Genomic DNA, 24,305 nt, shown 5'->3' with positions numbered 1-24,305 from the left:
CCTCATTGGGGATCTGTGTCATAGCGGTAATCAACACAGTCTGAAAAATCTTTTTCCAGTTTATCTATATCGTCTTGCCCCAACTGATTAATAAACAGACTAATATCTGGCGATACGCTTTTCACAATGCATTGCCCATTGGCTTAACGTTATCCATTCCCGGATGGTAAGGATTAATGCAAACAAAGCGATGGCAACGGCAAAGTGTTCAGGAAAGTACTTGGTAGACTCCATCGCGGTTAACAGACTCAGGGAAAGGATCGATAGCCGATATTTATAATTATTTTGCCCTTTGGCTTGGTATTTACGGGCGGAAGTGTTGCGACCCCAAGATTGACGGAACGCTGTCTCTATGTTGGCAAGAGTCCGGAGACTAAACAGATAAAATACGATAAAGAAAACAATCCCTAAGCTATGAAAAATCAGGTCCTGAGAAAAAATAATAAGGCTGGCACTGGCGGCAATCAGTATAAAGGCTTGGGTTTGTTCCTGACTGGTTGAAAACATTTGCAATTCTTCCTTGAAAAGCGCGAATAATGGATGTCTTCTTTAAGCCTAGTTGGTAATTTCAATTTTGCTTTCCTAATACCAATTCCACTAAGTGTTTTCATACGGGCAATAAAAAAGCTGCCCTGAGGCAGCTTTTTCAGATTTATTAACGATGACTACCTTATAAGTTGTCAGCGTTGTTAGACAGGTAAGATGCTACACCGTCTGTAGATGCAGTCATACCTGCATCACCTTTGTTCCAGCCAGCAGGACAAACTTCACCGTGCTCAGAGTGGAATTGAAGCGCGTCGATCATACGTAACATTTCATCGATGTTACGACCTAGAGGTAGATCGTTAACTACCTGGTGACGAACGTTACCTTCTTCATCGATTAAGAAAGAACCTCGGAAAGCTACACCAGCTTCTGGGTGCTCAACGTCGTATGCCTGACAGATTTCGTGCTTAACGTCAGCAACTAGAGGGTATTTAACTGGACCGATACCGCCTTCGTTTACTGGCGTGTTACGCCATGCATTGTGGCTGAATTGAGAATCGATAGAAACACCGATAACTTCAACGCCACGGCTTTGGAACTCTTCAAAACGCTTGTCAAAAGCAATTAGCTCAGACGGACAAACGAAAGTGAAGTCTAGTGGGTAGAAGAAGATTACCGCTTTTTTACCTTTGATGGTTTCGGTAAGGTTGAAGTTATCTACGATCTCGCCATTACCTAGTACAGCTGCAGCTGTGAAATCAGGAGCAGGACGACCTACTAATACACTCATGTTGTTCTCCATTTATTAACACATAGTTACTTTAAAAGTATGCTGACGACAGTTCCCCTGCCTTCAGCCAATCGCGCTGAACTTGCAGCACGATTAGAAAATTCGATTATTGTTCAGATTGCTTGGCGGCAACTTCTTTAATGAGTGGTTGCAGCTCACCCTGTTGGTACATTTCCATGATGATGTCACAACCGCCAATTAATTCACCTTCAACCCATAATTGTGGGAAGGTTGGCCAGTTAGCATAACCAGGGAGTTCCGCGCGGATATCTGGGTTTTGAAGGATATCAACATAAGCAAACTTTTCGCCACAGGCCATAAGCGCTTGCGAGGCTTGTGATGAAAAGCCACAACTAGGAAGTTTTGGCGAGCCCTTCATGAAAATAAGAATCGGGTTCTCGGCAATCTGTTGTTTGATCTTTTCAATGGTATCCATAAAATCCTCAAAATTAGCTAGCTATCAAAATATAAAACCTGAGTAGTTTACTCGGTTTTCATTTTAAATGGTATTACGGTGCATGTTATTCAAGGGTTTAATGAAAAAATAATTTATCAGGCAAAAATAAACCCTGAATTTCAGGGTTTATTGAGGATAAATTGATTGGCAAAGCTTTATCGAGCTAGCTCTCTAAGTACGTCTTCTTTGAGCTTGTACCAGACTTGACCGGATTCCACACCATATTTACGAACCACGTGAACCGATTCGTTGAAATGGCCTTTTTCAGCAACTTCAATCAGCTCCTGGTAGAAATTCAGGCTAAGCTTGCGGGCATCCTCGTGGGCAAAATACAAACCACCAAGACGAGAATACAGATTTTTGAAACCGTTCAGCACAAGCACATAAATTGGGTTAGAGGAAGCTAGCGCTAAATCGTGATGTAGCTGATAATCGTTTTGCGCAAACTGCTCACCATCACAGTCGGTATCAATACATTTATTGATTAATTCGATAACCTTTTCCGGGTTATTCTTGATTGCCGCACGGATGAAAATTGCACTTAAGTTGGTTCTCGCTGATAACAGGTTTTCAACCAAATCCGGGATACCTTCCTGATCAAGTTCAGCTAATGTGCTTAAGATATTAAGACCACAGGTTTCCCAAAAATCATTAACTTTGGTTGGCTTGCCATGCTGGATAGTTAACCAGCCGTCGCGGGCCAATCGTTGCAATACTTCACGTAAAGTCGTTCTAGTTACGCCGATGAGTTCTGACAACTCACGCTCTGCCGGCAAGATAGAACCCGGAGGGAATCCACCATTCCAGATAGATTCAACAATATACTGCTCTGCAAACCCGGCAGGACTCTGTGCTTTTATGATCATTTACAATTCCGTATAACTTACGTAAAGCGAATACTTAAAGATTCAAACTATTCTGTATATAAACTGATTGTACCAGAAGATGTCAAGAGCTTGTTGAAGGTTTGAATAAATCAAAATAAATCTGTACAAATAACAACCAGATATTAACCTGTTTATTACATATCTCCGCAATTCGCCGTAATTCGGCACATAAAAATTTAGTGGCCAGCTGCCATAAAGCATAGTCCGAATCTTCAAGGCTTTTCATTAATCTCTGCAAACAAACGCCCGAACAGGCCATTTCTAGAGCTTTAACCTGTCATTTATCTAACACATAGAGTATTCTATGCGCCGGTTTTGTCAGGTAGACGTTTTTTACCCGATTGAAGTGCAGTTTGATCAATAAATCAATAGCTTGAATTACCTTAAAGACAGTGAGCCGCAAACCAACAAGAAAATGAAAATTCCAAAGGCAATAACCTCGCCACCAGGCAAATAGAATAGTTCTTAAGGTAACTTAAAAATGCAGCAGTCATTTGCACATTCCCTCTATCGAAACTTTCTCGGTCAGGCACCAAAATGGTACAAAGCAACCTTAATTGGTTTTTTAGTGTTAAACCCAATTTTGTTTTTTTTCGTTTCTCCTTACGTCGCCGGTTGGGCTCTCGTACTTGAGTTTATTTTCACTTTGGCGATGGCGCTAAAGTGTTATCCGTTGCAGCCCGGCGGTTTGTTAGCCATTCAGGCGGTAGCAATTGGCATGACTACGCCACAACAGGTCTACCATGAAATTGAAGCTAATTTACAGGTGTTATTACTTTTAATGTTTATGGTTGCAGGTATTTACTTTATGAAAAACCTGCTGTTATTCCTGTTTACAAAAATCATCACTAAAGTCCGTTCCAAAACCGCGGTGTCCCTCCTGTTTTGTTTTTCCAGCGCATTACTATCGGCATTTCTCGATGCATTAACGGTTATCGCGGTTATTATCAGTGTTTCGGTGGGCTTTTATTCGGTTTATCACAAGGTCGCGTCTGGCAAGAAAATTCATCACAGTCACGATCACACCGAAGACCATGAGTTGCCGGAATACTCTCGAAAAGATTTGCTGCAATTTCGTGCTTATTTACGTAACCTGATGATGCATGCCGGTGTAGGCACCGCGCTTGGTGGGGTAATGACGATTGTCGGCGAACCACAAAACCTGATTATCGGTCAGCAGGCCGGCTGGCACTTTGCCGAATTTGCCATCCGTATGTCGCCAGTAACCATTCCGGTACTAATATTTGGTTTACTTACCTGCTTCTTAGTTGAGAAGTTCAAAGTCTTTAGTTACGGCGTAAATATGCCGGAAAACGTGCGCACCATTTTAGTAGAATTTGACCATCAAGAAACCAAGCGCCGCACCCAGTTAGACAATGCTAAATTGGTGGTTCAGGGTGTCATTGCGGTTTGGTTGGTTGTGGCATTGGCCCTGCATTTAGCCGAGGTTGGTCTAATCGGTCTTACAGTTATTATCCTGGCAACGTCTTTTACCGGCGTTATTGAAGAGCATCAGATTGGTCACGCTTTTGAAGAAGCATTACCCTTTACCGCCCTCCTTGCGGTTTTCTTTGCTGTCGTTGCGGTCATTATCGATCAACAATTATTTACGCCAGTGATCAATTGGGTTCTGACCTTTGAAGGTGATCTGCAACTGGTTATGTTCTATCTGGCAAACGGTGTCCTGTCGATGGTAAGTGACAACGTATTCGTCGGTACGGTATACATTACCGAAGTAAAAAAGGCATTGCTTGCTGGTCAAATTACCCGTGACCAATTTGATATGTTAGCGGTGGCTATCAATACAGGGACTAACCTACCATCGGTTGCAACACCAAATGGTCAGGCGGCATTCCTGTTCCTGTTAACTTCTGCATTGGCACCATTGATTCGTCTTTCTTATGGTCGTATGGTGTATATGGCATTACCTTATACCGTGGTATTAACTTTGGTTGGTTTTATCATGATTTATTCAGGGATCTTGGTTGAATACACCCAGATGTTTTACGATATGGGGATTATTCATCATGGAACCACAACACCATTAGCTCAACCAAACGGACACTAATCAGGGACTCTAAATCAGGAACACAAGCCTATGTTCAATGCGTTAAATCAATGGGTACTAAATACTAAATCCTGGTGGCTACTAGCTTTATCAGCACTGACACTAGAGCTTACCGCTCTGTATTTTCAGTACGGCATGGGGCTGGAGCCCTGCATCATGTGTATCTACCAACGTGTAGCTATTATCGGCGTTATGTTTGCTGGCATTATCGGAGCCTTGGGTAACAAAGCTTTTATTGGCAGAGCCTTAGCGTTTTCGATATGGGGCGTGAGTGCAATCTGGGGATTATTGATTGCTATCGAGCACGTTGAGATGCAATCTAATGCCGGCTCATTATTCTTTAGTTGCGACATCGTGCCTAATTTTCCGCAGTGGTTACCATTACACGAATGGATCCCAGCGTTGTTCGAAGCAACCGGAGATTGTGGTGAGATCAGCTGGTCGTTTCTAGGCTACTCAATGCCACAGTGGATGATCGTGGTTTACTCTGTTTACAGCGCAATGTTTGCGGTGTTTTTACTGAGCCACCTGATTAGCTTAGTTAGTCGAAACAAAGCTTAAAACTATCGTTTACCGATACAAAAAAGGAGCCCTCAAAGGCTCCTTTTTTTATATTCAGTCTTTCCCAAATTATGGATTCTTTTCGATAAGCGTCAGCTTGCCTTCCTCGAAGGTAAAGATAGTCAACGGTTCGCTTTCACTTGTTGAGAAGCGATAGACCATGCGCTCTACCTTTCTTTCATCCAAGGCCGATATCACTTCACGATCCAAAGGAGTACCACAGCGGTCGATAACTTCGAATTTATCCATTTTCAGCTTGGCAATGCCACCGGAGCAACGAACGGCTTTAATTTGCGCAGCTTCCGCCACCGATATCATTGTTAGCGATGAAACAGATAACATTGCTGTTAAAAGAGCATATTTAGCGTGTAACTTCATAATATTCCTCCATAAATTAAAATACCAATTCCACTAAGTGTTTTCCCACTCAGTGATAATTTAAAGGCTTTCAGGCAAGGCTTTGATTGCAGAGAACGGTCGCTCCGATGTCAAAGTCAGCCAAAATCAGTAACGCAGGATAAACGCCTTTAAAACTCACCCATAGGGAGTTTATCAGTGGCCCATTTACGGCCCTATATTTCATAGATATAGAATGACTATATCAATAAAATCTATGTTGTAACTGAGCCTCTGCCCTAACTCTGAGTTGTGCAAAAATTTACTGGAATTGGTATAGATCTACACTAGCAGCTTTGCCAACAATCAAGCAATAGAAAACTTTTCGTAGTCGTTAGACCAAAATCCAGTAGCAACACAAGGCAACGATGCAGGAAACCAGTAAGCTCAATACTGCGCCCTCTTTGACCATATCCAAAATCTCAATCTGCTTGGTACCAAAAGCAATCGCATTTGGCGCCGTTGCTACCGGCAACATGAAGGCACAACTGGCGCAGATTGCCGCAGGGATCATTAACACCTCTGGTGGCAGTCCCGTGGCAATTGCTGCCGAAGCTAATATCGGCATCAGTAAAGTCGCTGTTGCAGTATTGGAGGTAATTTCAGTGAGATAAGTAACCGATAAACAGATACAAAGTAAGGTTAGTAAAATAGGCAGGTTGGCTAATTCAACCAAACCAGAGGCCAGTAAATCACTTAAGCCCGATGCGACAAACGCTTTAGCAATAACGATACCACCGGCAAACAATAACAACATGCCCCACGGAATCGTTTTCGCTGTTTCCCAATCGAGTAGGCGCGACCCTTTACCATTAGGGATCATTGCCATAATAACCACAGCGGCAAGCGCAATGGTGCTGTCACCTACCTGAGGTAAATCAAACAAGCCGCTCCAGCCACCAAAAGGTTCTTTGCGGGTGATCCAGGCAAGTGCCGTCAGGCCAAATACCGCTAAGGTACGTTTTTCTTCGGTGCGCCATTTACCTGGCTCTGGCATATTAATTTTTTCATCGAGAGTGACATTTCGGGTTAGCCACAATCCCATAATAGGAATAGAGATCAGAACCACAGGTACGCCAATTTTCATCCACTCAATAAAACCGAACTCGGTTTGGGTGAACTGCTCATAAATGCCCATAAAGATAACGTTTGGTGGTGTACCAATTAAAGTACCAACTCCGCCAACACTCGCCGCATAGGCAATGCCGAGAATTAACGCGATTTTCAGCTTTCGATTCTCTATGTGGGATAACACTGCTAGTGCCATGGGTAACATGATTAGCACCGTGGCGGTATTGGATATCCACATGCTGAGAATTGCCGTGGCTAACATAAAGCCGATAACCAGACGACGGCCACTGGAAACACCCACAAGATTTACCATGTAAACGGCTAAACGCTCATGAACATTACTTTTCTCAAGGGCTTTTGAGAGCATGAAGGCGCCCATCAACAACAAAATCACATGGCTTCCCAGAGCACTGGATGCCTGTTTGTGATCGAGAATGCCAAACATAGGAAATAACGCAAATGGAAGTAGGCTGGTAACCGGTATTGGTAGAACTTCCGTTACCCAAAAAATAACAATCAATAAGGTTAAGGCTATGGTCAATGCCGGTTCACTGGCCATCTCAAATTGCAACAAGCCAAAATAGCAGGCAACACAAACAAGCGGTGCGAATAAAGTTATCAGAGAATTTTTTGTCATTGTTATTTTTATCAGTGATATTGAAATAATTAAAAATGCTTTTTGATCAGCTCGCTGGCTTTAACCCAGGTTTTATTTTTTTGAAATGTATCAGCATTCACCACAGGGCTGCTACTTAACATGCTTTTTACGCGAAGTTCGCTCATGGTGTCGGTCGCTAAGTTGGCGCCATCGAGCACCTGTTCGACGCCAGAGCGATCGTTACAAAGCAAAAGCATATCACAGCCGGCTTCTAAGGCCGCTTCACAACGCTCAATATAACCGCCGGCAACACTGGCCGCTTTCATCGATAAGTCATCAGAGAAAATTACCCCAGCAAAGCCCAGCTGAGATCTTAGAATATCTTTTAACCACACAGGAGAGAAACCTACAGGTCGGTGATCAACATCCGGATAAATCACGTGAGCCGGCATTACAGCACCAAGATTGCCATTAGCAATTAACTCACTGAACACTGTCATGTCATGGTTGAATATAGCTTGCTGTGAACGTTTATCCTCAGGCATAGCGATATGGGAATCTTCTTTAACGCTTCCATGTCCCGGAAAATGTTTACCGGTCGCCTTCATACCAGCCAGATTCATACCCGCAATAAACGCCTTAGCTAACTGAGTGACAACTTGTGGTTCTGCATCAAACCCTCTATCGCCAATCACATCAGAGATATCATCGACATCGAGAACCGGAGCAAAGCTGATATCTACACCTGCGCCCTGCACTTCGGTGGCCATCAGAAAACCAATTTGGGTCGCCAGTTCCTTGCCTAAATCGATGGATTTAGCATCCGTATTGCGAACCAGACGGGTGCGCTCGAGTATCTTGCCCATTGCCGGTAACTTGGTAAATCCCTGACGAAACCGTTGGACTCTGCCACCTTCCTGATCAACGGCGATCAAGATATTGCGATTTACCGAACGAATGTCTGCCGTTAACTGACGTAATTGTTCTGGGTTCTGGTAGTTACGACTGAACAGGATAATGCCACCAACACTTGGGTGGGCCAGTATTTCCTTGTCTTGACTGGTAAGCTCAAGTCCTGCGACATCAACCATTAAACAGCTCAAGAGCTACTCCTTAGGATAAGAAACTTGGTAAATAAAAAATGGTTATACCACTAGAAGTGATTAATGAGTTTTAGCACCCACACCCGATGCGACATAAGGTATCAGACGTCGGATGACCCCTTCAATATCTACTTCGGCATTAAAGTCATTTTCCGCGATATCGATAAGCGCTGAGGTCGAAGACATCGCAAAAACCGCTGTGCCCATTGTGAAGTGCAAGCGCCAGAACATATCTTCCGAGGACAGTTCCGGATAGGCTTTGTGAACCGCCATGACAAAATTGTCGATGATACCCGGATAGTTGCTGGTAATGAACCAACGCAAGAAACCCTGAGAGTCGGTATAGGAATGACCAAGTAATTGTAAGAAGTTACTGGTGCCCTGTTCTTTCAATTTGTTCAGAGTCAGTAATGGTTCAACAAATGCTTCAAACACCTGCTCCAGTGTCAGGTCATCGTTTTGCTCCATAACGGCTAATAACGAACCTTCCAGTTCAGGACTCAAAACATCTAAATAGCGCTTCATCAACGCCTTGATCAGCTCTTTTTTGGAACCGAAGTGATAATTCACCGCTGCCAGATTCACCTCCGCTGCACTGGTAATTTCACGCAATGACGTGCCGGTAAAACCTTTGTCGGCAAACAAATTTTCCGCAGCGTTTAAGATTTTTGTTTTAGTATCCATAACTTTAAACACCTAAATAAAACATGCGTTTAAAATGACAGCAAGTGGGTTAAGTGTCAAGAAATAAAGGCTTTGAAAAGAAATGAAACGTCACTTAAGATTTGAAATTTATCTGAAAAAACAAAGTTAAAAAAATGTAAAAAAAACTGACAAAAAATTGTGCGAATTTAAAAATCTCTACCATACTTAAACTAAGTATAACGATTCTCCCTGGACCCATTAGCTCCGATCTGTCAACTGGCTTTTGGGTCTTTTTTTGCCCAAAATTTAACATGCAAATGCTGCCCGTAACAGGCTTAACCGCTACACCCCTTATAAAACATAGGGTTACAAGGATGTTCAGAATTATCTCAAATTGACTTAGCTATTGAAAATAATGCCTTTTGCAATTCCCCCTTGCCGGTTCGCCACCGCCTACAAGGACTGAAAATCTATACAAAAGTTCAAAAATAAAGAATCAACGATTCTGTTAAAATTTTTCGAAAACATGCAGGAATACGCGATTGTAACGGCGTTTTCTTCACCCAGGATTAGAAAATCCACAGGTCACTTTGACTAAAAAGTCTCCAACCTGAAAAATTTGCCAACAACGGTTATTTAAACACAGCCTTAAAATATTTTCGGACCCAGTAAACAGAATGAGAGCCTGCGTACCTAAAGTTTGATCGTCATTGATTAGACTAACAAACTTAAGCTGAGGCCAGAATTTTAAACTTGTGAATATACTTTTATTTAGGATAAAAGCATAAGTGATCATTTTTACCGATAGTCCGTAATAATTAGGAAGGTAATTAGTGAGAGGCTTGTAATGACCATAGATTTTGAAAAAGTCGCCCGAGATAAGCATATTTTTTATCTGCCCAACCTGCCTTTGTTCACCATTTACGATGATAACTTTTTCGTTCGTAACGATTACGACATATTGTCGGTGGGTCAACGCCAGTATTTAATCCGATTTTTCACAGACCAGGGGTTTAAGCAAACCAGCGGTAAATTAATGGTGAAAGATGATATCCAATTACATTTTCCAAAGCCCAATCGTATGCTCGCGCAATCGGCATTCAGTGAGGGGTATTTACGAGAAGACCATCACAACTATTTTTTCATCACACCGTCAACGTTTGCAGAAGTGCTGTTTCACCTTGGATTAAATGAAAGCCAGGAAGATTACTTGAATTTAGTGAAACAATTGATCAACACCTGCCCTATAAATTTGGAGCTTATTCGCGACATTAACATCTGTAATGACCTCGGCCCCTTCATTAACAAAAGTTATAAAGATCTTGAGCATTACCAAAAGCAGATCATTGAACAGCAATACAAGAAGAAGAAAGCTCTGTAAGAATCTCAAAACTTTAGTGATTTAAGGAAAAGCTAGGGAGTTTAGCTGCGGGCTCACTCACCGCAGTGTAAAAAGCGTTGTTTCATTACACAATCACTTTCACAATATACTGAAAGGGTCACCGTATTAGCCGTGAATAAGGTGACCTTGAATTTGTTTGCAACGTTTAGAGTTCGTGATGAACGTGCAGCTCCGGCATGTGCATTTCAAAGACAATATTATTGTCTGCCACTTTAAATGGCCAACGCTCATGCATGGTCTTTTCTCTGCTATATCCATCACAACCATAATGAGTAGACCAGGTATAATCAACCGTAACTTCACCCTTATCCTGGTCTAATTTTACATCAGAGACTTTCAGGCTATCCGTTGATACCAGTGCTCTTAGGTCATACAACTGACATACACGAGACATGAATTCATGCAGTTGTTTTCTATGGTGATTAAAATGCCCGAGAATTAAATCTCTTAATACATTATTACTTGATAAATCGTGTCCATTAGCATCGATACTAATTAAAACCTTTTCAGTCACGGCTAATCTCTCCCAGTATTTTATTACTCTAATTTTCTATCTTTACTAAAAACCGTAAGTTATAAACGAAAGCAAAGATAATGTAAGTTTAACTGTAAACTTTCACATTGAACACCATTTCGTGTAATTAGCGTGTAGATATAGCGGCAAGTTTATTGGACGAACATTAGTAAACAACCCCCTTAGCTGTGAATTTATCGGAAACATAAGAATTGTCTTTACTCTAATAATGACAAATTAAATCCCGTGCCTGGCCAACAAACCAACCATATTACCAAATCGTTTTACAAATAGTGTATTTTTGGTAATGATAAGAAGCATATCAATTCGAATAAGACCTCAAATATGAGACGTTTCACTCCTTTATTACTATTGTCGTTTTTAAGCCCTTTGATCATTTCATGTGATTCATCTTCCGTTCCTCAAGCTCCAGAAAGAGACGATTCGGTGTTCACTCCACAAGAGATTAGTTGTACGCCACTAGGGCGCCTTGAACAGATTTCAGCGAATGCAGATTTAAGTTTGCAGTCCAATACCGCCAGCAATATTGTCGATGGCCAGCATTTTGGTGCTTCCAAATGGATTGGCGAAGGCAATAACCGCGAGGTGTTTTTAACTCTCGAACAGATGTCGCTAATCAAAGGCATATCAATTAAATGGGACAACCCGGATCAGCGTAGCTATTCGTTTGAAGTGCAGACTTCTCAGAACAACAGCGACTGGGTCTCAGTGTTGACGTCAACCAGTTCAGATCCTGATGATGAACACCTGCAATATCACCAGCTAGCGGAGTCTACCGCTCGCTACGTTAAGATACAGGTAACCGGAAATTCCATTGACAGTACTCATGGTATTTATGAAATCGAGAGTTTTGGTTGTGTTGATAATCAGCAATCTGACATTGAATTAGACGATTGGTATTTAAGTATTCCAGTAGATGAAACCGAGTATTCAAAGGCCAAAAGCATCTATGAACAAGAGCTAAATGATGACTACTTCAACCATCAGTTTTTCTTTGAAGATAGTCAGGGCGGCCTGGTATTTAGAGCACCGGTAAGCGGCGCTAAAACCTCAACCAACACCAAGTACACGCGCAGCGAATTAAGGGAAATGCTGCGCCGTGGCGATACCTCAATCAAGACTCAAGGCGTTAATGCCAACAATTGGGTATTTTCCAGCGCGCCGGCAGAAGATCTTGCTGATGCTGGTGGCATTGATGGCGAATTATATGCCGTACTTACAGTTAATCATGTGACAACCAGTGGTGAAGACTGGCAGGTTGGCAGAGTTATTATTGGCCAAATCCATGCGAACGATGATGAACCCATCAGAGTCTATTACCGCAAGCTGCCGCAAAATGAATTGGGCGCCATTTATCTGGCCCATGAAATCCTTGGTGGCGATGACGTTTACTATGAGGTCATTGGTAGTCGCTCGCAAAGCGCCGAGAATCCGGTTAATGGCATTGCGCTGGGAGAGGTGTTTGCCTTTCGCATCGAGGTTTTAGGAAACCAGCTTACCTTTACTCTGGAACGTAAAAACCAAGAGGATTTAGTCCAGGTAATTGATATGACAGACAGTGGCTACGACCAAGGTGGTCAGTACATGTATTTCAAAGCAGGCGTTTATAACCAGAATAACACTGGCGACGACAGCGATTATGTAGAAGCTAGCTTTTTGAAAATTGAAAACTCGCATTTCTAACGTCTGGCTATATCTCTCCCCGGGGCGCTCTATCCCTTTATGGATAAGCGCCCTGCTCCCCTCTCTGTCAAACCCACAAAAATTGGCCTTACCAAAAATCAAATTAAGGTTGTATTAAAAACCGTTATTGGCTTGACAGGTTGGTGAGATATTGCGAGTATCGTTAGCAGTCTTTCTGGGAAGATGACTTTTCTACGAAAAAGATTAAACCATTAATAATAAAAGTGGGAATGACCAAAATGAAAATAAAAGTGTTGATGGCATCATCGGCTATGCTAGCCCTGACTGCCTGTAACGACAGTGTTGTATCCGACAGCAGTGGTAATTCACTGGGTACAGTTGCTTTATCTGGGGATGCGTTAGTAGGTTCTGCATTGTCTGCAAGCGTTAGTGACGGCAATGGCGTTGATGAAGGCAGCATCAGCTATACATGGATGGCGGGCGAGATGGTTATCTCCGGTGCTTCATCCAGCTCTTACCTTCTTACCGAAGCTGAAGCCGGTTCCAAGATCACGGTTTCAGTACAATATACCGATAACGACGGTTATAACGAACAGGTTCGCTCTGAAGAATCAAGAACTGTAGAAATTCCTGCTACGAACACCGCTGGTACCATCTCCATTTCTGGTACCCTGGAGTCTGGTCAATTAATCACCGCCAATTTAATGGACGACAATGGTTTTGATCCATCCAACGTAACCTATAGCTGGATGGCAAATGGCAGCGAAGCCATTGATACCAATGCAAGCACATTCCAACTTACTGACGATGAAGTGGGTAAAACCATTACTGTAATGGCGACGTATGTCGATAACGATGGTTTTGATGAAAGTGTGACATCCGCTCCAACTGCGGCAATCGAGCCAGAGCCAGAAGTCGTTCCACCACAGCCAGGTGACATCGTACTTTCAGGCGATGCCTTAAATGGTCAGACACTTTCTGTTGCTGTTACCGATGTAAATGGTATTGATGGTGACATTAGCTATCAATGGATGGCTGATGGTATGGCAATCGACGGCGCAACAACTGATGAATACATGCTAACCGCCGCTGAGCTTGGTAAAGTGGTAACTGTAAATGCCATGTATACCGATGGCGACGGCGCAGCCGAAGACTTAACGGCAAGTGTTGGCGATCGTGTATATTCTGCAATTGTTAAAAACGAAGATGAGCTAGTAGCCGCTCTTGGTGTAGCTTCAGAAAACGATTGGATTGCCCTGGCAAGTGCCAGCGGTGGTGATTACACCGATATGGCGCCTATCACTATTGATATCGATGGTTTAGTTCTGACTCGCACGATGAGCAGTACAGCAGAAATTAGCGGTTACACCTGTGTTGAGATTAAAGGTACCGGTACCACAATCGATGGCCTTACCTTCAAAGATACAATTGCTATCGCCGATTCTACTTGTGACGGTTCAAGCACCAGCAATGCCATGGTGAAACTCGATGGTGAAGGCGTTATTGTTCGTAACAGCACATTTGACGGCTATGCGGGTACTGTAGGCTTTAACCTGATTGAAATTAAAGGTGAAGACAACATCATCGAGCGTAACCTGTTCACAGGTTGGGATAGCAGCATCGATAAAAGTGGTGCCATTTCTATCTATACCGACCAGAAAGAAAACGAAAAGGTTAACACCACAATTCAATACAACCTGTTTAAAGACATGGCTACCGAGTCTGGCGACAGAAAAAGTGGGGCATATGTCATCCAGGTTGGTCGTTCTACGGGTAATGACGCTACCTTGATGAACCATCACAAAGTTCAATACAACCGTTTTGACAATGTTGAGATTGATGAGCGTTTGATGAAGATCCAATCAAGTGCCACCACTATCATGGGTAACACCATTGTTAACTCTACCGGTATGATTTCTGTTGAAAATGGTGGATTTAGCACGGTATCCAACAACGTTATCATTCCAACTGGTGATGACAGTGATGACGGCGGTATCGCGTTCGCGTCGATGGGTCATACCATTACTAACAACTACATATCTAACGTAAGAACCACTTCTGGTGGTCGCGGTGCAATCTTCATTCACACCGATAAAACTGACGATACATCTAACCAAACGATTATTGCTGACAATGCTGGTGATCCTAGCGTGTTAATTTCACAGGTTACTGCAAACACAGTTTACAACGCCCGTGAAGGTATTAACTTTGATGAAAAATCATGTTCTGGTAATGAGCGTCCTAGCCTTAACTTTACCGATAACCTGATTGCAAACGTTACTGGTAACAGCAACGCCGAATCGTCTAAAGGCATCTTATCTGTGAAGTTCGACAACTCTGGTTGTACCGTTGATGTGCTGACCTTTGCCGACAACCACGTTTACGCGAAAGACGTAACCGATGGAGGTTCAATCGACTTATCAACCACCTCTGGTGCGTTAGATGAAGCTGATTTAACCGCTGCTAATGACGATGGTTTGGTAAGTGGTCAAGGTGTTGACGCTGGCATCGGTTCTGATATCAGCAAATTACACCTGATTAAAGAAAACGAAGTTGGTCCATTCACTACCTGGACCGCGACTGAGGAGTAAGTTCGAAGTCCGTTTCGAAGCTTGAGTAGTCAGTGCTCCCCGTGCGCTGGCTACTTTTCGTTTTACCCTCTCTAAATTCTCCATTTTCATATTAAGAGGTCTGTCATCCATGTCTCGACCCACATTTATCCATAACCTGCTTCTAAGCGCTATCTGCGCAACGTCAGCATTCATTGGCCTTGCTCACGCTGAACCAATCACCAATAGCCGTGGTGAAGTTATAACGCTTGACCCAAGCAAGAAACCTTCACAGAATTTTGATTTAAGCGACTGGAGCATTAGCCTGCCAATTGATACCAATGAAGATGGTATCGCTGATAATGTGCCGGAAACCTACTTATCGAAAGGGTTGTCGGTAGAACCTTTGTTTTACACGGCTGCCGATGGCGGAATGGTGTTTGCAGCACCAGTGAAAGGTCCGAAAACCTCAAAAAATACTAGCTATACCCGTGCCGAACTCAGAGAAATGTTGCGTGCTGGCAAAACCAGCGTTGGGGTAAAAGGCATCACCAAAAATAACTGGGTATTTAGTAGTGCCCGACGTCAGGTTCGTAAAAAAGCTGGCGGTGTTGACGGTGTCTTAGAAGCTACACTCGCGGTCAACCACGTAACAACAACGGGCAGTGCTAAACAGGTTGGCCGAGTCATAATTGGGCAAATTCACGCCACAGACGATGAACCTGTACGGCTTTATTATCGCAAGCTTCCAAATAATACCCATGGTGCTATTTATATTGCTCACGAGCCATTAGATGGCGATGACCAATGGTATGACATGATAGGTTCCAGAGCGAGTAATGCGAAAAATGACGAAGATGGTGTCTTGCTTGATGAAGTTTTCAGCTACCGCATTGAAGCCAAAGGCGATCTATTAACCGTTACCATTATTCGTCCTGGTAAGGAGGATGTGGTGCAAGAAGTAGATATGAGCGAAAGTGGTTACAACAAAAGCAGCCAGTACATGTACTTCAAAGCTGGGGTTTATAACCAGAACAATACCGGCGAAGATAACGACTTTGTTCAGGCGACCTTCTACCAATTAGATAACAGCCACGATTAACCCACTACAGGTTATATAGTTAAGGAAAAAGGAGCAATATGGCTTCTTTTTTAATCGCTAAAATTTACCAACACCATTACCTGGCTTTATCACTTACAATTTCACAACTGAAATCCCTTTTTGAATCCGGTATAATCCCGCCACTTTTATCAATATCGCCAGTATCAATGACAGGAAACCTATGAGCGTAGAGACTTTCGACCCGAATCAATTGCCAGAGCAAACCAGTGCCGAGAATGCCAAAGCTGTGAAGCGCAGTGTCAGTGACAGTGCCAGCAAGGTTGGTCATGAGCAAGGCGGTGGTAATTCAAAGGTCGGCTTTGTCAGTCTTGGTTGTCCTAAAAACCTGGTGGATTCTGAGCGCATACTTACCCAGCTTCGCACTGAAGGTTATGACGTGGTGCCAAGTTACGATGATGCAGATTTGGTTATTGTTAATACCTGTGGCTTTATTGATTCCGCGGTTCAGGAATCTTTGGACACCATCGGTGAAGCCCTTAAAGAAAATGGTAAGGTTCTGGTTACCGGTTGCCTGGGTGCTAAAGAAGATGAAATTACCGAAATTCATCCTAATGTCCTTGGCGTAACGGGGCCACACGCCTATGAAGAAGTATTGAATCAGGTTCATGAGCATGTGGCGAAACCACTGCACAATCCGTTCGTAGATTTAGTACCGGATCATGGCGTAAAACTGACCCCAAAACACTTTGCCTATTTAAAGATATCGGAAGGCTGTAACCATCGCTGTACCTTCTGCATTATTCCATCAATGCGTGGCGATCTTGATTCCCGCCCTGTTGGCGATGTGCTTAGCGAAGCCAAACGCCTGGCTAATGCTGGAGTAAAAGAGCTGCTGGTTATCTCACAAGATACGTCGGCTTATGGTGTTGACGTAAAACACAAAACCGATTTCTGGGATGGGATGCCGGTGAAAACCAGCATGCTAAAACTGTGTGAAGAGCTAGGTAAGATGGGCGTTTGGGTTCGCCTGCATTATGTATATCCCTACCCTCATGTAGACGATGTTATTCCATTAATGGCGGACGGTAAGATCCTGCCGTATCTGGACATCCCGTTTCAGCATGCCAGCAAACGTATTCTTAAGCTGATGAAACGTCCTGGTAATGCTGACCGCACATTAGAGCGTATCAACAAATGGCGAGAGGTATGTCCTGAACTGGTCATTCGTTCTACGTTTATTGTTGGTTTCCCTGGCGAGACTGAAGAAGAGTTTGAAGAATTGCTCGAGTTCCTTCGCGAAGCTCAGTTAGATCGCGTTGGTGCGTTTGCCTATTCTCCGGTTGAAGGCGCTACTGCCAATGATTTACCGGATCAGATCGATGAAGAGACCAAACAGCAGCGTTTGCAGCGCTTTATGGAAGTACAATCTGAGATCAGTGCCGCCAAATTGCAACAGCGCATTGGCAACGAGTATCAGGTATTGATTGATGAAGTGAATGCTGAAGGCGCCGTTGGTCGTACGTATATGGATGCGCCAGAAATTGATGGCCTGGTTTACCTGAGTGATGAATTTGATGTTAAGCCTGGTGATAAAATCTGGGCTCAGGTAATTCATGCCGATGCTCACGATGTTTGGGCCATTAAAGTCGAAGACTAAGCACAAATTAATCGAAGGCTGATTGATAGCACAACAAAAGAGAAGGTATCGTGAGCAAAGTAAGTATTGGTTTAACCAACCCGAAAAGTCCTGCCAACGTCGGCGCCGTATTGCGTGCTGCAGGTTGCTATCAGGCTGAGCAAATCTTTTACAGCGGCTCACGCTACGATTATGCCTCTAAATTCCATACCGACACCAAAAACGCTCGTCAGGATATTCCCATGCAGCAAACCTCATGTTTGCTAAAGGCTAAACCCGAGGGCGCCAAGCTTATCTGTGTAGATTTGGTAGAAGGTGCGCAGCCGTTACCGGAATTTGTGCATCCAGAACAGGCCTACTACGTGTTTGGCCCAGAAGATGGCACCATTGAACAGGCAGTTATCGATGCCGCGGATGCCGTTGTTTACGTGCCTACAAAAGGTTGTATGAACCTGGCGGCATCCGTAAATGTGCTTTTATATGATAGGCTTGCGAAAAATGTAAATCGTAATCAGGGTGACGAGCTTATCAAAACCAGCCGCGACACGAATAACAAGGTGAAAGTGCGCTAAGCTCTTTCCCTAAAACAAAATCCCATAAATATAGAATATTTATTCTCACCTACCGATTCCTTTTAAAACACATAAAGTCGACACAAATTAAATACATTCAATGAGTTACCAATAAGATCACTTATAAATGGATGAATTATATTTTTGCATACTTATTTTGTTACAGATGTAAGCAATCTGTTAACTCTTTTCGGCCGTAGATCCTCTAGAATGTTAATTGGGGGAAGACTTGAGAGGAGGTTCTATGAATCGCGCACGTCTAATCACCATTTTACTCGCTGGCGCTCTGCCGCTAAGCACCATGGCTTCAGAAGCTCAGTATGAGTTTGTAGCTAACGATAGTTCCATTGCCACCAAAACCTGTATTTCTGCAGCGAGCAACGATGTTTCCTCACTGAAGAAGTACGCTCGCCAAGGTTTTGATGGCAATTTCCAATTAATGGGATTAAGTCTGACCTGTAATGGCGTCGACGTGAATAGCTTTGCGCAAAGCTTTGGCGCATCCGACACCAATGAGTTTTTGAATGGTCGCGTCAGCCGCAAATACCAAGTGGATAGTGATGTCGAGATAATTGACGTCTCAGGCACCTACCCTCCATTGACTGGCAAGGTCCAAGTCATTGTAAGCGGCAAATAGCCCAAATCAGACTATTCGCGGGAGTTACCTCACGGCTCCCGCTCTTTCGCTGTCGGCTTTAAGAGCCCTTCGAGCTTGCACTGGTTTTAGCCATAGCGAGTTTTGCCCTTGATGCGTCCGCATCCTTGATCCAAGGATTCGTCAACTTGTTCCAAACAAGCGATCGCCAGCATCGCCCAGCCCGGGGACGATATAACCGTTCAAATCTAAATGGTCATCAATCGAAGCGGTATATAATTGGATATCGGGGTGATGTTTTGCTAATCGCTCCAGTCCTTCTGGCGATGCGACCAGCACCATTACGGCAATTTGCTTGGCCCCCTGCTGCTTGAGTGAATCTATCGTCGCAATCAAAGTGCCACCGGTAGCCAGCATAGGATCGATGACGAATACCATTCTCTGCTCGAGGTGCGATACTAGCTTTTCGAAATATATGACGGGTTCAAAAGTTTTATGGTTTCGGTACATGCCAATCAAAGAGATTCTGGCATTAGGAATCAAAGTAAGTAAGCCATCCAACATTCCCATCCCAGCTCTTAATATTGGCACTGCCGTTGGTTTCTTACCGGAGATTTGCTCGACTTCAATATCACCACACCAGGTGGTACATTGCTGAAATTCGGTCGGTAAATGACGACTGGCCTCATAGGTAAGCATAATGGAAAGCTCCGTCACCAATTGCCGGAACTTTTGCGTGGAAATGTCTTTATTGCGCAATAATCCAAGCTTATGACGAACCAGAGGATGACTTAATTGCGTGATTTGCATAACAATACGGAACAGGCCTTAAACTTTAAGTATGGTCAAGGATCTCGATATTGCATATTCACGCTACATCTTATCGAACGCCCTCTCCCACAAAAGGGTTAGAGATTCTCTCTTCGCCAAAGGTTCCCATTGGCCCGTGTCCCGGGATAAATTGCACATCATCACCTAACGGCCAAAGCTTGGTTTTAATGGAATCGATAAGCTGTTGTTGATTGCCTCGTGGAAAGTCTGTTCTGCCAATCGAGCCTCTAAACAATACGTCGCCAACCTGGGCGAGCTTAGATTGACGGTGGAAAAATACGACATGGCCAGGTGTGTGACCCGGACAGAAGTAAACTTCAAGTTCTTCGTGCCCGAGGAAAACCTTATCGCCATCATCCAACCAACGGCTGGTGGTAAAAGCTTCTACCGGTTCAAACCCAAAACGTTGCACCTGTTGCGGGAACAGATCAATCCAAAACTGATCATCTTTATGCGGGCCTTCAATGGTCAACTGCATTCGTCTTGCCAGTTCTTCGGTACCGCCAGCATGATCAAGGTGAGCATGGGTGAGAAAGATTTTGGTGAGTTTCACGCCTTGTATATTGACCGCTTCCAATATCCGCTCCACTTCGCCCCCGGGGTCAATAATTGCCCCCTCCATGGTGTTATCACACCAAATCAAGGTACAGTTTTGCTGAAACGGAGTGACCGGGATAATTTGATACTGCAACATACTTTACAAGGCTCACGAAAATAACATGCCTATAAACTAGCATATTCATCTCTTACCCCGCCACCCGAACAAATCAATCTATCAATACTAACGAGCCCTATTTATCCAGCAAAAAGTGATTTTTCAGTCCCTTAAAGCTTGCAAAGGTAGGAGCAATATCGGTAAGCTCATGGGTCTATAAAAACAAACACAGAAGTAACTATGGCCACCGTTCGCGATTCGTTTCACACCCGTATTGGTTTTATTCTTGCAGCCGCAGGCTCCGCTATTGGACTCGGCAATATCTGGGGATTTCCTACTCAGGCAGCCAATAATGGTGGCGGTGCTTTTCTGTTTATCTACCTGATAGTAACCCTGCTTCTCGCCTTACCTGCCCTGTATTCTGAAATGTATATCGGCAACCAGACACAGAAAAATCCGGTAGGAGCTTTAGAAGAAGCCTGCGCATCAAAGTCAGCTCGAATGGGTAAGTTTGCCGGACTATTTGGATTGATGGGTGCCATTTTGATGCTCAGCTTTTATTCCATTGTTGCCGGCTGGATGTTATCCCATGCGTTAGCACCGCTATCAGAGCTTGTTGGTCTTACAGGCGTTGCTACCTGGTTGGAAACCAGCAGCCTTGGCCGCAATATTATTTTCACGCCGATTTTTATCGTTCTCACCGCGTTAATCATATTCCAGGGCATTCACGCCGGTATCGAACGCTGGTCGTCACGCTTGATGCCAGCACTATTTATCATGTTGATAGGTTTGATTATTTATATCCTGCAACAACCGGGTGCCAGCGAAGGTTTAAAAATGTATCTGGTGCCAGACTTTAACCAGATTACCGATCCTAAGTTAATTATTTCCGCCATGGGTCAGGCATTCTTCTCACTATCCATTGGTGTCGGTGGCATGATGGTCTACGGTAGCTACCTGAAAAAAGGCGATAACCTTGGCAAACTGGTGGCGTCTATTACCGCATTGGATACGTTAATTGCCTTCTTAGCAGGTTTGCTTATTATTCCGGCGTTGTTTGTGGCCCAGCATAATGGCTTGAAAGTGTTTGATAACGGCGTGCTTATTGGCGAAGGGCAATTGATTTTCAATATATTGCCTAACTTATTTGATGCCATGGGAGATGTTGGCATCATCGTTGGCCTGGTGTTTTTCTCGCTAATGTCAATGGCAGCTTTAACCTCTACCTTATCATCGACGGAAGTTCCGGTTTCTTACCTGGTTGAAGATAAAAACATGTCACGAAACAAGGCGACGTTCGGTGTTTCGATTGTTGTACTCATCGCGAGCATGACCTTAGTCGCGTTTTTCGACACCCTTTTTGGCATGATTATCACCTGGGTGAACACCTTCCAATTGCCGATTATGGGCTTGTTCTATTTTATCGTCGTTGGCTGGCTATGGAGCCGAGGCAATCGTTTACGTGACGAAGCAAAACGCGGCGATAATCTCTGGATCACACTTTGGGCAAACTACATTCGTTTTGTTTGCCCGATACTACTTAGCATCGTTTTTATTAATGTAGCTTTTAACTGATAACCCCAAGCACAAGGAGTAAAAATAATAATGAAAACTTCAAATTGGACGAATTGCACACTGGTTGCATCATTATCATTATTAGGCGCAAGCGCATGCAGTGACGCTCCTGCAGAGACAGTCGTTAAAGAGATAGTCGCCAGTGACAAAGCCCATCAGCTCGCACAACAGCAATTGATTGTCGATACCCATATCGATGTGCCGTACCGACTAGAAGGCCTGTATGAAGATGTAACCAAAGCCACCGAAAAAGGTGAATTTGATTTACCACGTGCCAGACAAGGTGGCCTGAATGCGGCATTTATGTCGATTTATACACCGCCAAAATTAGAAGATGAGCCAGGTCAACACCCTTATAGCCCAAAAGCCATGGCAGATTTGCTTATCGACCGTGTTGAAGCCATCGTTGGCAGAGCGCCGAATGATTTCGCACTGGCGTATTCAGCCAAAGATATTGAAGATAATTTCGCCGCGGGCAAGATTTCCCTGCCGCTTGGTATGGAAAACGGTAGCCCAATCGAAGGTGATTTGCAGAATCTGGAACATTTTTATAAGCGCGGTGTGCGCTATATTACCTTGGCTCACAGCGAGAGTAACCATATCAGCGACTCATCCTATTCTGACGATAAACACTGGCAGGGATTAAGCCCTTTTGGCAAAGAGTTAGTCACGGCAATGAACGATATGGGCGTAATGATTGATATCTCTCATGTCAGCGACCAGGCTTTTTTTCAGGTTATGGAATTAACCAAAGCCCCGGTTATTGCCTCCCACTCTTCTTTGCGCCATTTCACACCGGGTATGGAACGTAATATGAGCGATGAGATGTTAACAGCCTTAAAAGACAATGGCGGCGTCATACAGATTAACTTTGGCTCATTTTTCCTGACCAATGAGGCTTATCAATGGAATCTGACCAAGGACGAAAAAACTGAAGACTTCATTAAAGAACATGGCTTGGACAAGAATGATGATAAGGTAAAGGCCTTTGCCAAGAATTATCGCACCGAGAACCCTTACCCATTTGCCACCATACAGGACGTGTTAGATCACATCGATCGCGCCGTTGAAATTGCGGGTATCGATTACGTCGGTATTGGCTCTGATTATGATGGTGTTGGCGATAGCCTGCCAACAGGGCTCAAGGACGTTAGTACGTTTCCAAACTTAGTTGAAGGTTTGATTCAACGTGGATATAGCGACGAAGATATTGCCAAAATTCTCGGACAAAACCTGATGCGGGTGTGGCAGCAGGTTGAGGAAGTCGCTGCCAAAACGAGCGAACAAGCATAATTTAATTAACAAGGGCGACAATATCAAAGTCGTCCTTTTCATTACAAGGATGTAGCGATGAAAATCAGACGATTATTACGGCCGATTTCCGCCAATATTAAAGATGAGCGAGAAGTCATATTCTTAGAAGTAGTCATTGCTTTTATTTGCGGTGGTTTTGCTTTCATTGCAAGGGATGCACAGCTAACACTGTTGTTTTACCCAATGTTAATATTGGTCGTTTGTTGCCTGTTATCTGCCCTGTATCACATCGTTCTACTGTTTTTATTTAACCGACCAAATAGCGATGATGACTAATCCTGCTAGTGCAGCGATTTGAATAGCAAGCCATCCGTAACTGGCTTTTCAATAATCAAATTACTGAATGACTCTACTACTCAATAGGTATTTATTAATTATCAATAACGTAGGTGCCTGCAATTTTGTCATGCAAACATTGTTTAGTGGAATTAAAGATAAACAGAATATTAACCAGGTTAATAATGCCACCAATAACCGGGATGAGCGGAACCCCCAGATAAAACGCGTAGCGAGCTACCAACACCCCGAAATCTGCATGTTTACCCTGATCAGTAACAATGCGGATATTAAGAAGCTTCTTGCCAACAGTCTGCCCTGAGCTGATAAGAAAATGGCCATTGATGGCAACAAAAATAATCACGCCGACAAGACCAAGCACCAGGTTATAGATTAGTGAAGGCTCACCACCGGCCATGATGTCGTCAAAAGCTCCGGTAATAAACATCAGAGGAATAATCAAAACCATCATTACAATGGAATCTGCGATTGATGCAAACAGACGGCGCCAGCGGCTTGCCAACCGATATTGCTGATTGGTTTCTACCACTAATTCCGCATCAGGTGCTTTAAAATTGTTATCTTCCATAATTGAT

At 43.6% G+C, this 24,305-nt stretch carries 24 protein-coding genes; 12 read left to right on the top strand and 12 right to left on the bottom strand.

What is annotated here, in order from left to right; genetic code table 11:
- Positions 1-99 precede the first annotated feature (99 nt).
- From FNC98_RS06640 to fadR, 4 genes are all read right to left on the bottom strand, one after another.
- A complete protein-coding gene (locus tag FNC98_RS06640; RefSeq protein WP_143580512.1) occupies positions 100-507 on the bottom strand; it encodes a hypothetical protein in 408 nt (135 codons plus the stop codon).
- A gap of 163 nt (positions 508-670) precedes the next feature.
- On the bottom strand, positions 671-1,276 hold the full coding sequence (locus FNC98_RS06635) for a peroxiredoxin (protein ID WP_143580511.1): 606 nt from the start codon (positions 1,274-1,276) through the stop codon (positions 671-673).
- 106 nt (positions 1,277-1,382) lie between these two features.
- Positions 1,383-1,712: a Grx4 family monothiol glutaredoxin gene (locus tag FNC98_RS06630; protein WP_143580510.1), complete on the bottom strand. Its 330-nt coding sequence runs from the start codon at positions 1,710-1,712 to the stop codon at positions 1,383-1,385.
- A gap of 176 nt (positions 1,713-1,888) precedes the next feature.
- A complete protein-coding gene (gene fadR / locus FNC98_RS06625) occupies positions 1,889-2,599 on the bottom strand; it encodes a fatty acid metabolism transcriptional regulator FadR (RefSeq protein ID WP_143580509.1) in 711 nt (236 codons plus the stop codon).
- Between the two features lie 502 nt (positions 2,600-3,101).
- Between fadR and nhaB the strand changes: the two genes are divergently transcribed.
- Together nhaB and dsbB are read left to right on the top strand one after the other, a co-directional pair.
- Positions 3,102-4,688, top strand: coding sequence for a sodium/proton antiporter NhaB (gene nhaB, locus FNC98_RS06620; protein WP_143580508.1), 1,587 nt, complete (start codon positions 3,102-3,104; stop codon positions 4,686-4,688).
- A gap of 30 nt (positions 4,689-4,718) precedes the next feature.
- Positions 4,719-5,249: a disulfide bond formation protein DsbB gene (gene dsbB / locus FNC98_RS06615; RefSeq protein ID WP_143580507.1), complete on the top strand. Its 531-nt coding sequence runs from the start codon at positions 4,719-4,721 to the stop codon at positions 5,247-5,249.
- 69 nt (positions 5,250-5,318) lie between these two features.
- Here the strand turns inward: dsbB and FNC98_RS06610 are convergent, their stop codons facing one another.
- The 4 genes from FNC98_RS06610 to FNC98_RS06595 form a co-directional block, all read right to left on the bottom strand.
- Entirely contained in the window at positions 5,319-5,627 is a 309-nt protein-coding gene (locus FNC98_RS06610; protein WP_143580506.1) for a DUF2845 domain-containing protein, read from the bottom strand.
- Between the two features lie 352 nt (positions 5,628-5,979).
- Positions 5,980-7,353 carry an SLC13 family permease gene (locus FNC98_RS06605; protein WP_143580505.1) on the bottom strand — a complete coding sequence of 458 codons (1,374 nt, stop codon included), beginning with the start codon at positions 7,351-7,353 and terminating at the stop codon, positions 5,980-5,982.
- A gap of 29 nt (positions 7,354-7,382) precedes the next feature.
- Positions 7,383-8,417, bottom strand: a complete 1,035-nt coding sequence (gene nagZ, locus FNC98_RS06600) for a beta-N-acetylhexosaminidase (protein ID WP_143580504.1) — start codon at positions 8,415-8,417, stop codon at positions 7,383-7,385.
- A gap of 60 nt (positions 8,418-8,477) precedes the next feature.
- Positions 8,478-9,101 carry a TetR/AcrR family transcriptional regulator gene (locus FNC98_RS06595; protein WP_143580503.1) on the bottom strand — a complete coding sequence of 208 codons (624 nt, stop codon included), beginning with the start codon at positions 9,099-9,101 and terminating at the stop codon, positions 8,478-8,480.
- Between the two features lie 808 nt (positions 9,102-9,909).
- On the opposite strand from FNC98_RS06595, the gene FNC98_RS06590 reads away from it, so the two are divergent.
- Positions 9,910-10,443 (top strand): hypothetical protein, encoded by a 534-nt coding sequence (locus tag FNC98_RS06590; protein WP_143580502.1) that lies wholly within the window; start codon positions 9,910-9,912, stop codon positions 10,441-10,443.
- A 166-nt stretch (positions 10,444-10,609) separates the two neighbouring features.
- On the opposite strand, the gene FNC98_RS06585 is transcribed toward FNC98_RS06590, so the two are convergent.
- Complete coding sequence (locus FNC98_RS06585) at positions 10,610-10,858, bottom strand: hypothetical protein (RefSeq protein WP_143580501.1); 249 nt, start codon at positions 10,856-10,858, stop codon at positions 10,610-10,612.
- 567 nt (positions 10,859-11,425) lie between these two features.
- Here FNC98_RS06585 and FNC98_RS06580 point away from each other — a divergent pair.
- The 6 genes from FNC98_RS06580 (at position 11,426) to FNC98_RS06555 (ending at position 19,100) form a co-directional block, all read left to right on the top strand.
- Positions 11,426-12,682, top strand: a complete 1,257-nt coding sequence (locus FNC98_RS06580) for a polysaccharide lyase family 7 protein (RefSeq protein ID WP_260680519.1) — start codon at positions 11,426-11,428, stop codon at positions 12,680-12,682.
- A 239-nt stretch (positions 12,683-12,921) separates the two neighbouring features.
- On the top strand, positions 12,922-15,234 hold the full coding sequence (locus FNC98_RS06575; protein WP_185968084.1) for a chondroitinase-B domain-containing protein: 2,313 nt from the start codon (positions 12,922-12,924) through the stop codon (positions 15,232-15,234).
- A gap of 109 nt (positions 15,235-15,343) precedes the next feature.
- The gene (locus FNC98_RS06570) at positions 15,344-16,294 is read left to right on the top strand and encodes a polysaccharide lyase family 7 protein (RefSeq protein ID WP_143580499.1); all 951 of its coding nucleotides are present in this window, start codon (positions 15,344-15,346) and stop codon (positions 16,292-16,294) included.
- A gap of 181 nt (positions 16,295-16,475) precedes the next feature.
- Complete coding sequence (gene rimO, locus FNC98_RS06565) at positions 16,476-17,912, top strand: 30S ribosomal protein S12 methylthiotransferase RimO (protein WP_143580498.1); 1,437 nt, start codon at positions 16,476-16,478, stop codon at positions 17,910-17,912.
- Between the two features lie 50 nt (positions 17,913-17,962).
- Positions 17,963-18,463: an RNA methyltransferase gene (locus tag FNC98_RS06560; protein ID WP_409574566.1), complete on the top strand. Its 501-nt coding sequence runs from the start codon at positions 17,963-17,965 to the stop codon at positions 18,461-18,463.
- A 244-nt stretch (positions 18,464-18,707) separates the two neighbouring features.
- Positions 18,708-19,100 (top strand): DUF3718 domain-containing protein, encoded by a 393-nt coding sequence (locus FNC98_RS06555; protein WP_143580496.1) that lies wholly within the window; start codon positions 18,708-18,710, stop codon positions 19,098-19,100.
- Between the two features lie 141 nt (positions 19,101-19,241).
- Here FNC98_RS06555 and upp read toward each other — a convergent pair whose 3' ends face one another.
- A complete protein-coding gene (gene upp, locus FNC98_RS06550) occupies positions 19,242-19,868 on the bottom strand; it encodes a uracil phosphoribosyltransferase (protein ID WP_143580495.1) in 627 nt (208 codons plus the stop codon).
- Between the two features lie 70 nt (positions 19,869-19,938).
- Positions 19,939-20,580 carry an MBL fold metallo-hydrolase gene (locus tag FNC98_RS06545; protein ID WP_144035486.1) on the bottom strand — a complete coding sequence of 214 codons (642 nt, stop codon included), beginning with the start codon at positions 20,578-20,580 and terminating at the stop codon, positions 19,939-19,941.
- A 204-nt stretch (positions 20,581-20,784) separates the two neighbouring features.
- On the opposite strand from FNC98_RS06545, the gene FNC98_RS06540 reads away from it, so the two are divergent.
- From FNC98_RS06540 to FNC98_RS06530, 3 genes are read left to right on the top strand one after another with little or no spacing between them, the layout of a single operon-like run.
- Positions 20,785-22,119, top strand: coding sequence for a sodium-dependent transporter (locus FNC98_RS06540; protein ID WP_143580494.1), 1,335 nt, complete (start codon positions 20,785-20,787; stop codon positions 22,117-22,119).
- A gap of 30 nt (positions 22,120-22,149) precedes the next feature.
- A complete protein-coding gene (locus FNC98_RS06535; protein ID WP_143580493.1) occupies positions 22,150-23,412 on the top strand; it encodes a dipeptidase in 1,263 nt (420 codons plus the stop codon).
- Positions 23,413-23,469: 57 nt separating this feature from the next.
- Positions 23,470-23,709, top strand: coding sequence for a hypothetical protein (locus FNC98_RS06530; protein ID WP_143580492.1), 240 nt, complete (start codon positions 23,470-23,472; stop codon positions 23,707-23,709).
- Positions 23,710-23,803: 94 nt separating this feature from the next.
- On the opposite strand, the gene FNC98_RS06525 is transcribed toward FNC98_RS06530, so the two are convergent.
- Positions 23,804-24,298: an RDD family protein gene (locus FNC98_RS06525; protein ID WP_143580491.1), complete on the bottom strand. Its 495-nt coding sequence runs from the start codon at positions 24,296-24,298 to the stop codon at positions 23,804-23,806.
- Positions 24,299-24,305: the final 7 nt, after the last annotated feature.

It is taken from the genome of Thalassotalea sp. PS06, assembly GCF_007197775.1.
Classification (GTDB): domain Bacteria; phylum Pseudomonadota; class Gammaproteobacteria; order Enterobacterales; family Alteromonadaceae; genus Thalassotalea_A.
The sequence above is the reverse complement of the archived record's forward strand: the minus strand, read 5'-3'. Positions and strand labels throughout refer to the sequence as shown.

What these genes read in the sequence shown, in the direction of transcription:
- FNC98_RS06525 (WP_143580491.1), bottom strand. Translation starts at nt 24,298, where the DNA reads ATGGAAGATAACAATTTTAAAGCACCTGATGCGGAATTAGTGGTAGAA.
- FNC98_RS06540 (WP_143580494.1), top strand. Translation starts at nt 20,785, where the DNA reads ATGGCCACCGTTCGCGATTCGTTTCACACCCGTATTGGTTTTATTCTT.
- FNC98_RS06635 (WP_143580511.1), bottom strand. Translation starts at nt 1,276, where the DNA reads ATGAGTGTATTAGTAGGTCGTCCTGCTCCTGATTTCACAGCTGCAGCT.
- fadR (WP_143580509.1), bottom strand. Translation starts at nt 2,599, where the DNA reads ATGATCATAAAAGCACAGAGTCCTGCCGGGTTTGCAGAGCAGTATATT.
- FNC98_RS06585 (WP_143580501.1), bottom strand. Translation starts at nt 10,858, where the DNA reads ATGTCTCGTGTATGTCAGTTGTATGACCTAAGAGCACTGGTATCAACG.
- FNC98_RS06535 (WP_143580493.1), top strand. Translation starts at nt 22,150, where the DNA reads ATGAAAACTTCAAATTGGACGAATTGCACACTGGTTGCATCATTATCA.
- dsbB (WP_143580507.1), top strand. Translation starts at nt 4,719, where the DNA reads ATGTTCAATGCGTTAAATCAATGGGTACTAAATACTAAATCCTGGTGG.
- FNC98_RS06610 (WP_143580506.1), bottom strand. Translation starts at nt 5,627, where the DNA reads ATGAAGTTACACGCTAAATATGCTCTTTTAACAGCAATGTTATCTGTT.
- FNC98_RS06555 (WP_143580496.1), top strand. Translation starts at nt 18,708, where the DNA reads ATGAATCGCGCACGTCTAATCACCATTTTACTCGCTGGCGCTCTGCCG.
- FNC98_RS06575 (WP_185968084.1), top strand. Translation starts at nt 12,922, where the DNA reads ATGAAAATAAAAGTGTTGATGGCATCATCGGCTATGCTAGCCCTGACT.
- FNC98_RS06605 (WP_143580505.1), bottom strand. Translation starts at nt 7,353, where the DNA reads ATGACAAAAAATTCTCTGATAACTTTATTCGCACCGCTTGTTTGTGTT.
- FNC98_RS06570 (WP_143580499.1), top strand. Translation starts at nt 15,344, where the DNA reads ATGTCTCGACCCACATTTATCCATAACCTGCTTCTAAGCGCTATCTGC.
- FNC98_RS06595 (WP_143580503.1), bottom strand. Translation starts at nt 9,101, where the DNA reads ATGGATACTAAAACAAAAATCTTAAACGCTGCGGAAAATTTGTTTGCC.
- nhaB (WP_143580508.1), top strand. Translation starts at nt 3,102, where the DNA reads ATGCAGCAGTCATTTGCACATTCCCTCTATCGAAACTTTCTCGGTCAG.
- FNC98_RS06590 (WP_143580502.1), top strand. Translation starts at nt 9,910, where the DNA reads ATGACCATAGATTTTGAAAAAGTCGCCCGAGATAAGCATATTTTTTAT.
- FNC98_RS06630 (WP_143580510.1), bottom strand. Translation starts at nt 1,712, where the DNA reads ATGGATACCATTGAAAAGATCAAACAACAGATTGCCGAGAACCCGATT.
- FNC98_RS06640 (WP_143580512.1), bottom strand. Translation starts at nt 507, where the DNA reads ATGTTTTCAACCAGTCAGGAACAAACCCAAGCCTTTATACTGATTGCC.
- upp (WP_143580495.1), bottom strand. Translation starts at nt 19,868, where the DNA reads ATGCAAATCACGCAATTAAGTCATCCTCTGGTTCGTCATAAGCTTGGA.
- rimO (WP_143580498.1), top strand. Translation starts at nt 16,476, where the DNA reads ATGAGCGTAGAGACTTTCGACCCGAATCAATTGCCAGAGCAAACCAGT.
- FNC98_RS06530 (WP_143580492.1), top strand. Translation starts at nt 23,470, where the DNA reads ATGAAAATCAGACGATTATTACGGCCGATTTCCGCCAATATTAAAGAT.